10 protein-coding genes are annotated in these 13129 nt (G+C 37.1%); 8 read left to right on the top strand and 2 right to left on the bottom strand.

All coding sequences use genetic code 11. The features are described 5' to 3' along the window. Positions 1–14 precede the first annotated feature (14 nt). On the bottom strand, positions 15–1922 hold the full coding sequence (acs, locus tag DEU42_RS02125) for an acetate--CoA ligase (RefSeq protein WP_114756635.1): 1908 nt from the start codon (positions 1920–1922) through the stop codon (positions 15–17). A 114-nt stretch (positions 1923–2036) separates the two neighbouring features. Continuing rightward, positions 2037–4331: an O-antigen ligase family protein gene (locus tag DEU42_RS02120; protein WP_114756634.1), complete on the bottom strand. Its 2295-nt coding sequence runs from the start codon at positions 4329–4331 to the stop codon at positions 2037–2039. A 324-nt stretch (positions 4332–4655) separates the two neighbouring features. On the opposite strand from DEU42_RS02120, the gene DEU42_RS02115 reads away from it, so the two are divergent. From DEU42_RS02115 to DEU42_RS02080, 8 genes are all read left to right on the top strand, one after another. Beyond that, the gene (locus DEU42_RS02115) at positions 4656–5267 is read left to right on the top strand and encodes a flavin reductase family protein (protein ID WP_114756633.1); all 612 of its coding nucleotides are present in this window, start codon (positions 4656–4658) and stop codon (positions 5265–5267) included. Between the two features lies 1 nt (position 5268). Continuing rightward, positions 5269–7578 carry an FAD-dependent monooxygenase gene (locus DEU42_RS02110; protein WP_114756632.1) on the top strand — a complete coding sequence of 770 codons (2310 nt, stop codon included), beginning with the start codon at positions 5269–5271 and terminating at the stop codon, positions 7576–7578. A 13-nt stretch (positions 7579–7591) separates the two neighbouring features. Continuing rightward, on the top strand, positions 7592–9208 hold the full coding sequence (locus DEU42_RS02105) for an AMP-binding protein (RefSeq protein ID WP_114756631.1): 1617 nt from the start codon (positions 7592–7594) through the stop codon (positions 9206–9208). Then, on the top strand, positions 9208–9636 hold the full coding sequence (locus DEU42_RS02100) for an acyl-CoA thioesterase (protein ID WP_114756630.1): 429 nt from the start codon (positions 9208–9210) through the stop codon (positions 9634–9636). The genes DEU42_RS02105 and DEU42_RS02100 overlap by 1 nt, the downstream gene beginning before the upstream one ends. A 4-nt stretch (positions 9637–9640) precedes the next feature. Next, positions 9641–10624, top strand: a complete 984-nt coding sequence (locus DEU42_RS02095; protein WP_114756957.1) for a carbon-nitrogen hydrolase family protein — start codon at positions 9641–9643, stop codon at positions 10622–10624. Then, positions 10614–11012, top strand: a complete 399-nt coding sequence (locus DEU42_RS02090) for a hypothetical protein (protein ID WP_114756629.1) — start codon at positions 10614–10616, stop codon at positions 11010–11012. Before DEU42_RS02095 ends, DEU42_RS02090 begins: the two co-directional genes overlap by 11 nt. Before the next feature lie 62 nt (positions 11013–11074). After that, on the top strand, positions 11075–12181 hold the full coding sequence (locus DEU42_RS02085) for a cupin domain-containing protein (RefSeq protein ID WP_114756628.1): 1107 nt from the start codon (positions 11075–11077) through the stop codon (positions 12179–12181). 28 nt (positions 12182–12209) lie between these two features. Beyond that, the gene (locus DEU42_RS02080) at positions 12210–13127 is read left to right on the top strand and encodes a fumarylacetoacetate hydrolase family protein (RefSeq protein WP_114756627.1); all 918 of its coding nucleotides are present in this window, start codon (positions 12210–12212) and stop codon (positions 13125–13127) included. Positions 13128–13129 lie beyond the last annotated feature (2 nt).

Genomic DNA, 13129 nt, shown 5'->3' with positions numbered 1-13129 from the left:
AAGACTGCTTTCTTTTATAATTTACCATTTTTAATTTCGTCTACAATTTCAGGATTAAGCAATGTTGTTGTATCTCCAAAATTAGAAAAATCACCCTCAGCTATTTTTCTAAGAATCCTTCTCATAATTTTACCTGAACGCGTTTTAGGTAAACCCGATACAAACTGAATTTTATCCAGTTTTGCAATTGGGCCAATATGGCTTGAAATATGTTCATTAATTTCTTTACTAAGATTTTCCCTGTCACGCCCGGCCCCAGATTCTTTCAGGATAATAAAACCATAAAGAGCATTACCTTTCACATCATGCGGGAAGCCAACAATGGCTGACTCAGCTACAGCAGGATGTTCATTGATAGCATCTTCAATTGGTGCTGTACCAAGATTATGTCCGGAAACTATTACCACATCATCAACTCGACCTGTTATTCTGTAATACCCTACTTCATCTCTTAATGCACCATCTCCTGTAAAATATTTACCAGGGAAAGTAGAAAAATAAGTTTCTTTAAAGCGCTGATGGTCCCCCCAAATGGTTCTTGCCATACCCGGCCACGGGAATTTAATACATAAACTTCCAACTACCTGATTTCCCTCAATCTCATTTCTAAGCTCGTCCATTAGAACAGGCTGGATACCAGGTAATGGTAATGTTGCATACGTAGGTTTTGTAGGTGTTACAAACGGGATTGGTGATATCATTATCCCTCCTGTTTCTGTTTGCCACCATGTATCAACGATAGGTGATTTCTTTTTACCAACATGGTCATTATACCAGTGCCAAGCTTCTTCATTTATTGGCTCTCCTACTGAACCAATAACTTTTAGAGTACTTAGATCATGCTTGTTAACCCATTCCCAATTCTCTTTAGCAAGAGAACGGATTGCTGTAGGTGCAGTATAAAACTGTGTTACTTTATGTTTATCAATTACTTCCCAAAAACGACCGAAATCAGGATATGATGGAATGCCTTCAAAAAGTACCGTTGTAGCACCATTAAGTAATGGGCCATATAAAATATATGAGTGCCCTGTAATCCAGCCTATATCAGCAGTACACCAATATATGTCATTTTCTTCATAAGCAAAGATGTTCTTAAAAGTATAAGCAGTATGTACCATGTATCCTGCAGTAGTATGCAGCATTCCTTTAGGCTTACCGGTAGATCCAGACGTATACAGAATAAAAAGAGGATCTTCAGCATCCATAATTTCCGCTACATTGTTCGGTATTGCAGCGTCAATCAAAGGCTGAAGCCATTTATCACGGCCTTCCTCCATTTTTATATCAGAATTGGTTCTTTTTACGACCAATACATTCTCAACACACTGGCATTTTTGAAGAGCTTCATCAACAATACTTTTCAATTCGATTGTTTTACTGCCTCTATATCCACCGTCAGAAGTTATTACCATTTTACATCCCGAATCATTAATCCTGCTTGTAACAGCTGATGCAGAGAAACCTGCAAAAATAACGGAATGTATTGCACCTATTCTGGCGCAAGCTAATACAGAAATTGCAAGTTCCGGTATCATTGGAAGATAAATACAAACTCTGTCTCCTTTTTTGATTCCCTGATCTCGTAAAACATTAGCCATCCTCGAAACACGATCATACAATTCATTGTATGTAATATGTTTTGCATCTTCATTTGGGTTATTGGGTTCAAAAATAATTGCCGTCTTCCCTCCTCTTTTTGCCAAATGCCTGTCAATACAATTTTTAGTAATATTTACTTTTGCATTAACAAACCACTTTACATCGGCTTCCTGCATATCAAACTCAACTACTTTATCCCACTTTTGATACCATGTGAAATTTTCATCGGCTATTTTATCCCAAAACTTCCTAGGCTCTCGGATGGATTTATTATAATGCTTAAAATATTGCTCCAAGCTTTTTATCTGATAATAACTCATTATTGTATTAATGTTTAAATTGGAAAGAATCTATGTTTAGTAAATATACACATCTTAAAATTATTACTTAATTCTTTTTAAGAAATATCGTACCCTCAGTGTATTTTCGAAATATTATCTGCAAATTTTATTTATCTCATCTTCTTTCATCGGGTAATTTCTCTCTTTAGCAAGCTTAAAATATTCACAAGCTTTTTCTAAATTATTCAACTTCATATAACTAACTGCTGTATAGTACTCCGTATGACCATCATATAACCCGGGCTTCTTTAATGCATTCTGAAAATAATCAATTGCTTTGGCTATTTGTCCATTATTAAAATAATGAAAGCCAATGTTTTGAAGCGCATATATATTTCCCGGATCTATCTGAAGTGCTTTTTTATAGCATGCTAACGATTTTTCAGGATTTCCAATAGAGGCATATTTCTGACCTTCCACAAGTTGGTCTGTTACCATGAAATCCTTTTGCTGTCGGATTAAAATGGAATCATTAGGTATTACTTTAAGTCCGCTATTTATGAATTTATGTAACCCATTTCGACTATATCCGGCACTTTGCAATGCCTGGCCTGTTTGTTTCCATGCTAAAGCAGAATTAGTATACTTAGCAAACAAATCATGTTCTTTCAATATTTCAAGGGTATCTCTTTTTGATGCGGCAACATTAATTGATTTATTATAATAGCTGGCATTTTTTGGACGCCAATAAAAAGCTCTTTTTACATAATAATATGAACTGTCCGCATTTCCCTTTTCTTCAAAAACTAAATGTTTATAAAAATCGACTCTTCCCAGATAAGGATTTATTTTGTCGGCCATATTGAGATACTTAATTGCTTTATCATATTTTTTCTCTCTGAAATAATAAATCCCTGCATATTCTAAAAACGATTCAGAAGAGCCAAAAACATTAGGATATAGAGGCAGGCGCCTAATTACTTCATCTCCATTTAAAATACCACTTGCGTTTACATTTATGTCATCTGTTTTAATAAGATATTCGAGATTAGATGCTTTAAAAACAATATATGCTGAGAAAGTACTTACTAAAGAAATTACTATGATAAGCAATGAAGGATTTATCTTCTTTATATTTACAATATTATTGTTAAGCTGGCTACTATTTACAATAGTTAATGCAAACAATAAACTCATAAAGATTTGCATAGTTGGTCTATACATTGGAAAGTTGAACATTGAATCAACACCATAGACTATAACTAAAAGTAAGGTTATTAAAGCTATTATTCTATTTAATTCATTTTTCGATTTTATGACTCTAGTAAGGTTTATAAAAAATATTGAGACAAAAAGCGATAAATAAATAATACTATTAATCAACCCTGTTTCAGACAATATCTCCAGAAAATCATTATGGGCATGCAGACTAACTATGCTACTGTCTATGGACTTGCTTTCGTGAGGGATAGATTCAATACGGTAATTACCCAAACCTATTCCTAACACAGGACTGCTTTTCCATAATTTTAAAGCATCATCCCACATTGTGAGCCTCATTTTTGCCGAAGCATCATTAGTCTTTATCTGTTCTATTCTTTTCGTAACTGAGCTATATCTTTCACTCGCATTTCTAGTTTTCGCAAAAATCAAATTTGAAACGACAATAGAAAAAATCAATGGCAAAAGCAGTGTTGTTAGCTTTAAAAATACTGTTTTAGAGACCGGGTTAGTTTTAAACAGATAAACAATGTAAATAGAAAACACTAAAAAAAGATTTATCAAACCTGATCTTGCTCCGGTTAACAGTATAGTTAAAATAGCCAAAAATAAAGTTGCTGTTACAAACCATTTTTTATAACCCGAAAACTGAGTAATACCAAGCAATAAAAAAGGAATTTTTATGCTCATACTTGCGGCAAGTATGTTAATATTACCTGTTTTCCATTTTAATTGTCCGAGCCCTTCAATAACAGATGTTTTATTGGCGTGTACAAATGCATCATATAGTTCATTGAAAGATTGCAGAAATGTACTTATACAAATAACAAAAACTATTTTATAAAAAAGATTGAGTTTGTCTTTTAATAAAACACTAAGATTTACAAATAATACAAACACAATAAGTATCTCTGTAAGGTTAGCGATTACCAAAGAAACATTTTTAGCAGCAAAAACAGACACACCACACATGACTACAAAAACAAGATAAAAAAGAGCTAACCTACTTTTCTTTACTGCAACGAAACTATTATTAATAATATCCTTTGGGCTAAAATAAAAATACATTCCCATAAGTACATTTATAACAGAAAGATATAAAAATTGAGGATGTATTATTTCAATTGTTTTGAAGTAAGGCAAAAAATCAGTTGCCAAAATTAAGACAATGAAAAAAAGAACTGTAAAGTCAGAGATAACTAGGGGTTTCTTATCTGTTAATGACATAAAATTGTTTTGATTTTGCTTAAACAAATATAAATAGTTTTACAGATATTATTATCGTGTTGGTTAACATTGTTCTTCGAGATAAGACGAATACATAACTAGCTAACATTAAAAATCTAAAACAGTACAAATACCCACAAATAATCAATAATTATATACTTCTATTGAATTATTATCATTTTTCATATTCTTACAATGCATCTGAAAATCAATTAGTATTTATATAAATTTTAAATATTAATTACATAGACTATATTTTATAACAAAAATCTTTAAAATAAGACCACATATTTTCTTTTATTTGCAGTATTCATTTTTTTGATCATGAAAATAGATCCGGCACAAACTAGCCAAAAAGACGTTTACAAAATACTGACAGGTTCAGTTATACCACGACCTATAGGATGGATATCATCTATAAGTAAAGATGGTTATTTAAACCTGGCTCCCTTTTCTTTTTTTAATGCTGTAGGCGAAGATCCTCCACACGTAATGTTTTCTACTGTCCGAAGTGGCAACACTAACAAAGACACGCTAAACAATGTTTTAGAAACAAAGCAATTTGTGGTAAACATGGCGACAGAAGAATTAGTGGAAGCAATGAACGCAACGTCGGTAAACTTACCTCCTGATGGTAATGAATTTGAATTTGCCGGACTTACACCAATAGCATCAGACCTGATAAACCCTCCAAGAGTAAAAGAAAGTCCAATATCATTTGAGTGTGAACTAGTACACCATTATAATCTTGAAGACCATAAAGATGGTGGCGCAACTATCATGATCGGACGCATTGTAATGTTTCATGTTGATGAATCGGTTTTATTACCGGACTACAAGATAAATATGGAAACTTATCGTCCTATAGCCCGCCTGGCAGGCTATAATTACGCTAAGCTGGGAGAAATTTTTGCAATTAAAAGACCTTTTATATAAAATGAAAATAACAGTTATAGGCGGTGGACCGGGCGGATTGTACTTTTCGATCCTGCTAAAGAAAGCAATGCCTGATTGTAGTATAGATATTTACGAACGCAATAAAGCCGATGATTCTTTTGGTTTTGGCGTGGTTTTCTCAGATGAAACACTGAGTGAATTCCTTACAAGAGACCCTCAGTCTTACGAACTAATACGCACTAAATTCGCATATTGGGATGAACTTGATGTTGCCCGTGATGGTGAAAAAGTCCGCATTACAGGAAATGGTTTTTGTGGCTGCTCACGAAAAACATTACTCCAATTGTTACAGCAGCGTTGCCGTGAAGAAGGTGTAAATCTTCATTTTAAGGCTAATGTTGATGATTTAAGCCAATTTGCTGATTCAGACATAATAGTTGCTGCAGATGGTATCAATAGCAGTGTGCGTGAAAAATTTGCATCTGATTTCGGAACTATAACCGAAATGAAAAGTAATCGTTTCGTATGGATGGGTTCTACCCGACCACTTGATGCGTTTACCTATTTCTTCAGAACCACACCTTACGGCACTTTTGTAGCTCATACCTATCAATATGAGGAAGGAATGAGTACATGGATTTTTGAAACTACTGACGAAACCTGGCAAAAAGCAGGTTTTAGTGTTACGGATGAGGAAGACACTATTAAAAAGCTTTCAGAGTTATTTAAAGAAGAACTTGATGGGCATGGACTGATTTCCAACCGTTCGCACTGGAGGCAATTCCCTGCTATAACTAATAAAAACTGGAGTAAAGACAATATTGTCCTATTGGGTGATGCCAAGGCTACCGCCCACTACTCTATCGGTTCCGGAACAAAGCTGGCAATGGAATGTGCCATAGCACTTGCAGATTCAGTCATAAAATTCAAAACTGACATCCCATCAGTATTTGCCAATTATGAAAAGTTACGCCGTAACCGTGTTGAAATGATTCAGCATGCTGCAAATGTTTCTCTTGATTGGTTTGAACATATGGACAGGCATATCCAACATCCTTTTCAGCAGTTTGCTTTTAGCGTTATGACAAGAGCCAAGAAAGTAACATTTGAGAATCTTGCGCTACGAGATCCTTCTTTCCCACAAAAAGTACAAGCGGAATTTAATACCGCAATCAATACACCTGAAAATACCTCACCGGCATTCACTCCTTTCACATTACGTGGAATGACTGTAGAGAACCGAATAGTGATGAGTCCGATGGAACAATACTCTGCTAAAGACGGGCTTGTGTCCGACTGGCATCTTATGCATTATGGATCAAGAGCCACAGGAGGTTTAGGGTTAATTCTTACTGAAGCAACAGCTATATCGCCAGAAGGGAGAATAACTTTAGGTTGTCCGGGTATTTATTCTGAAGATCAGATAGTTGCATGGAAAAGAATAACTGAATTTATTCACTTGAACAGTACTTCCAAAATAGGTATACAATTAGGACATTCTGGCCGTAAGGGAGCTGTACAGTTTCCTTGGGAAGATGCCGGAAGCCCTGTAGAAAATGCGTGGGAACTAATATCTGCCTCTCCTATTCCATTTAATAGTAAAATGGCAACTCCACGAGAAATGACTATTGCTGATATGGATACCATAACAACAGAATTTGTCAATGCCACTAAGAATGCTGAAAAAGCAGGATTTGATATGGTTGAGCTACAGGCGCATCATGGATTCCTATTAGCTTCTTTCCTTTCTCCCTTAACCAACATCCGAACAGATGAATTTGGAGGAAACGTACATAACAGACTTAAATTCCCGACAAGAGTATTTAAGGCAATGCGCGAAGCATTTCCACAAAATAAACCAATGAGTGTTCGTATTTCGGCATCTGACTGGGCTGAAGGCGGAATTACCGAAGAAGACGTTCTGATCATTGCACAGGCATTTAAAGATGCTGGAGCGGATATCATAAACGTATCAACAGGATTAACTGTTGAAAAACAAAAACCGGCTGTTGGAAGAATGTGGCAGACACCTTTCTCTGATATGGTGCGTAACGAAGTACATATACCAACAATTACTGCGGGTTATATTCAGGATATTGACCAGATAAACACCATATTGCTAAACGGGCGTGCCGATTTGGTAGCGCTTGGTAAAACCTTATTGCTTGACACTTCTTTTGTACGAAATGCCCAGGCGTATGAGCATTACAGAGCTGATGACCTGCAATCAGTTGGTATACCAAAACAATATATGTCGGCAGCGTCACACCACTATCCATATAAAGCTGGTGAACGTAAAGCTGTTGAAGGAATGAAAAAAGCACTTAAACCGGTAACTCATAAAAAGTAAGAACACGCTAGTGATGAAACATTACGAAGATAATTTTGCACACGACCATCTGCCTCATGCTTCTTTACACGCAGAGTGCTTTACAAGTCATCCGGATTTTGAGTTTCCGGAAGACCTGAATTGTGTGGAAAAACTTTTAGACAGACATATTACAGAGGGGAACGGCGACAGGATTGCTATCCGCACCTTTGATATAACATGGACATTTAATGACCTGTATGAAAAGGCAAATCAAATTGCCCATGTACTAACTGAAAACCTTGATTTTAAACCAGGTAACAGGGTACTGATACGTTCGGCAAATAACCCCATGTATGTTGCCTGTTGGTTTGGTATACTAAAAGCCGGAGGAATCGTGGTGGCCACTATGCCCTTACTACGTGAAAAAGAACTTACTGTAATGGTTGACAGTGCCGAAATATCACATGCTTTTTGTGATTACAGGCTTGAAGATGCTATAATGGAAGTAAAATCACCATTTCTGAAACATGTAATAACATTTGATGGTTCAGGAGAAGGCTTTTCAAAACTTGAAACCCTGATGGGCAATAAACCAAAGGAGTTTAAGAATTATCCAACCAAAGCTGATTCACTTTCTATAATAGGTTTTACATCAGGAACGACAGGAAAACCTAAAATGACGTCGCATTATCACAAAGACATCTTATTGATATGTGAGGCTTTCCCTATATATTCACTTCAGCCTACACCTGAGGACGTGTTTACCGGAAGCCCACCACTTGGTTTTACTTTTGGTCTTGGTGGACTGGTATTATTTCCATTTTATTATGGAGCATCAACATTTCTAATAGAAAAACCGTCACCGGAATTATTACTACAAGCCATTCAGGATTTTAAGGTAACTATTTGCTTTACTGCACCTACCGCATGGAGAGTATTGACTACCAAAGTAAATGAATTTGATATTTCATCACTACGCAAATGTGTATCAGCTGGAGAAACTTTGCCACTAAAAGTATGGGAAGACTGGTATGAAGCTACAGGCCTGAAAATAATTGATGGTATTGGCTCAACCGAAATACTACATATCTTTATATCCTCTAATGAGGAAAATATGCGTAAAGGTGCAACAGGATTACCTGTACGAGGTTATGAAGCCAGGATTGTTGACAAAAAAGGAAATGAGCTTCCTGTAGGCACACCGGGACGACTTGCCGTTCGCGGTATTACAGGTTGCAAATACCTGAATAGCCCGGAAAAACAAAAGGAATACGTAGAAAACGGCTGGAATATTACCGGAGACATTTTCCGTCAGGACGAAGATGGTTACTTTTGGTTTGTAGCCCGTGGAGATGATATGATCATTTCATCAGGATATAATATAGCAGCCATTGAGGTTGAAACTGTACTACTTACCCACGAAGATATCGCCGAGTGCGCCGTAGTAGGACTTCCTGACGAAAATCGAGGCATGCTGGTATGCGCTTACATAGTATTAAAAGATAAAGAAAAAGCCTGCGATGCTTTAACCAAAACCATACAGGACTGGTTTAAGCAGGTTGCAGCACCCTATAAATACCCTAGAGAAATTCGCTATATGGATTCCCTCCCAAAAACGGAAACAGGTAAAATACAGCGATTTAAATTAAAGACAACAGTACAAGCCTAATGGAAAACGCATTTATAAAAAAAGAGAAAGTACGCTTTCAGCATGTAGATTACGCAGGGATAGTATTCTATCCGCGATTTTTAGAAATGCTAAATTGCCTTGTAGAAGATTTTTATGAGGAAGCATTAAATATGCCTTTCAAGAACATTCACAAAACCGGAGGAATACCTACCGTTGACCTAAAAGTGAAGTTTAAAAAAGCAGCGCGCCTTGGTGACGAGCTGACAAAATACTTTTGGATAAAAAATCTAGGCGGATCTTCAATGAACTGTGGATTCAAATTTGAGCATGAAGACGGCTCTGTTTGTCTTGAAGGTGAAGTAACGCTAGTAAAAGTAGATTTCCTTAATGACAGAGGTGATATAAAATCGAGTCCTTTCACGGAAGAAATGAGAGGAATCCTTGAAAAATATAGAATTCAAAATTAATACTATGTTGAATTTATCAAAATTTAAAGCAGCGGCAGTACAGGCCTCCCCTGTTTTCTTAAACGTTAATGCTACTGTAGACAAGTCAATTTCTATTATTAAAGAAGCGGCAGGAAATGGTGCCTCTTTAGTTGCTTTTCCGGAAGTATTTGTTGCCGGTTATCCCTACTGGAACTGGATAATGACACCTGTTCAGGGTAGCAAATGGTATGAGCAGCTATATGTAAATTCTATAGCGGTTCCTGGGCCTGAAGTTGACCGTATTTGCGAAGCTGCAAAAGAAAATAATATTCATATAGTGATTGGTGTAAACGAACGCGGACAAAGTTTTGGCGAACTATATAACACCAACCTAATTATTGATAACAAAGGAAATCTTGTTGGCAAGCACCGTAAACTTGTCCCTACATGGGCCGAAAAGCTTACGTGGACCGGAGGTGATGGTTCTTCATTAAAAGTATACAATACTGAAATTGGACCTATCGGCACACTGGCATGTGGTGAAAACACTAATACACTGGCTCGCTTTACCCTTCTTTCACAAGGTGAATTAATACACATAGCAAATTATATATCATTGCCTGTAGCGCCACCGGATTATAACATGGCCGAGGCTATTAAGATCAGGGCAGCTGCACATTCATTTGAAGGAAAGCTATTTACCATAGTGTCATGCTCAACAATCACTAAAGAGATTATTGATACTATGAAAGATGATGTACCTAACGCTGAAGAACTGCTTACCCGTAAGAACAGCGCATTCTCAGGTGTTATTGGCCCGAATGGGGCTGTCATAGGCGAGCCGCTTATTGATGAAGAAGGTATTGTATATGCTGATATTGATTTATCAAAATGTATTCAGCCAAAACAAATGCACGACATTCTTGGACACTATAACCGTTTTGATATCTTCGATCTTAGGGTAAATACTGCACCAAGAAAAAATATTACTTTTACGGGTACCGAAGAAGATTTTAATGATCTATAAAGACAAGGGCTTAGCTATCGTAGCTTCAGTATCGTTAGTTGGATGTGTTTTTCTTTTATCAGGAGAGCTTAATAACCTGGAAATACAAAAGACTGGTAAAAGAGTTGAAGTTAGAATAGTAGATGTTCGACAGAATAGTGGCAATCGTAATAGTTCCTATTTTAGATTTGAATATTTAGGTAAAGTACATATCAAAAACTTAATCGCATCTCAAAGCGACTATGTTTTAAATCACAAAACAATTGTACTAAAGACCAATAATGAAAATTCAGATTTTCTCTTTGAGGATGAAGATGGAACATCAGAAGTTGGAGCAATCGTTTTACTAATGCTCGTTTTAGCATTCTGCGTTTTCAAAGGCTTAAGAAAAAGAAAAAAGAAAAATTAATTCCTTACGACAAGGGAATTATAAAAAAGAAAAGAAACCAAGACAACCTAAAACAGGAAGGTATGGAAACAAAATATGACGATAGTGTATTAGGCCGTGCCCGTGTTCAGGACACTCCTGAACTGGAAGCCTATTATAAAGAGCTTGAAGGCCTTGGTGCAGGAGCACTCTGGACTGTAGCTAACGATATTGAACCATGGGAACCTCGATCTTCATCAGTACCCATGCTTTGGAAATATGAGAATCTAAGAGAACTTGTTCTTAAATCATCCGAACTGGTTACACCTGAACAGGCAGGTCGCCGTGTGGTTTACCTTGTAAACGACAAACGTAAAGACGTTAGCGCTGCTGTAGGTTGGTTATATACCGGAATTCAGGTAACGCGCCCGGGTGAAAGCACATCTGCCCATAGGCATAAAGCTTCTGCACTTCGTTTTATTATGGAAGGAGAAGGCGGCTATACCGTTGTTGATGGCAACAAGATCATGCTTGAGGTTAATGACTTTGTTATTACACCTAACAGCACCTGGCATGAGCACGGCGTTGAAGAAGGCGGTAAAACATGTATTTGGCAGGATGGGCTTGATATTCCTCTTGTAAATGCGCTGGAAGCCAACGATTATGCTGTTTATGATGGTAAACAACCATTGGTTGCACCTGTAAATCATTTACCGATGACTTATGGTAGCAGTGCAGGTATAGTTCCGGCTGATATTGCCTGGAATAAACCCTACTCTCCTCTTTTTAAATATTCATGGAAAAAAGTATACCCTGCATTATTAGAGGCTGCAAAAGTAAATGATGGTTCTCCTTTTGACGGTATTCTAATGCATTATACCAATCCAGTAACCGGAGGTCATGTAATGCAAACCATGGGAGCATCCATACAGCTACTAAGAGCCGGTGAACATACCAAAGCCCATAAACATACCGGATCTTTTGTATACCAGTGCGCCAAAGGCCATGGTTACTCAATTATCAACGGTAAACGATTTGACTGGAAAGAACGTGATATTTTCTGCGTGCCTTCATGGGCATATCATGAGCACGTAAATCTTTCTGAAACTGAAGACGCTTGTCTTTTCTCTTTTAATGATCTGCCTGTTATCCAGTCATTAGGATTATACCAGGAGAAAGAACATCCGGATGGTTACCAAAAAATAGATTAATACAGAATAAATACAACAAACGTAAATAATGAAATTAGTTACTTACAGAATAAACCATACCCCTGCCCGTTTAGGCTTTATTGAAGAGCAGATGATTATTGACGCGGAGAAACTGGGGCATATCAAACAAAGTCTGCTACCTGATAATATGCTTGACTTTATCGACTTAGGTATTGATGGGATTAACCATGCCGTTCGCCTAATTAATACAGCGACAAAAGAAGAACTGGAAGAATGTTCTATCCCATTAGCCAACGCTACATTATTAGCACCAATACCAAGACCTCGTAAAAACATCTTTGGTATTGGACTTAATTACACAGAACACGTTGCTGAATCAGCCCGTACGCTTGACACTTCAAAAGAATTACCACAGGAGCCTGTAATCTTCTCTAAGCCCACTACTGCGGTTACCGGACCTGATACTAATATCATCCACAACCAAAAGATTACCAAACAACTTGACTGGGAAGTTGAGCTTGGGGTAATTATTGGTAAAGGAGGAAAAAACATTTCCAGAGAAAATGCGATGGATCACGTATATGGCTACACAGTTATAAACGACATCAGTGCCCGTGACTGTCGTCGTGCAGGACAATGGATTGTTTCTAAAGGTCAGGATACCTTTGCCCCTATGGGACCGGTATTGGTTACACGTGATGAAATTGCAGACCCGCACAACCTTAACCTTCGTCTTACTGTAAATGGTGTAGAAAAACAGAATTCGAATACTAAATTCATGCTGTTCAATATCAATGACCTGATACATGATTTAAGTACAGTATTTACTCTTGACACAGCTGATATCATTGCTACAGGCACTCCTGCCGGTGTTGGAGCAGGTCGGAGTCCACAGGAATTTATGTGGCCCGGCGACGTAGTTGAGGCTACTGTTGAAGGAATAGGAACATTAAGAAATACCGTTGTAGACTCTGAAGAGGTTTAATA

This window comes from Flavobacterium sp. AG291 (assembly GCF_003350375.1).
GTDB lineage: Bacteria > Bacteroidota > Bacteroidia > Flavobacteriales > Flavobacteriaceae > Flavobacterium > Flavobacterium suzhouense.
The sequence above is the reverse complement of the archived record's forward strand: the minus strand, read 5'-3'. Positions and strand labels throughout refer to the sequence as shown.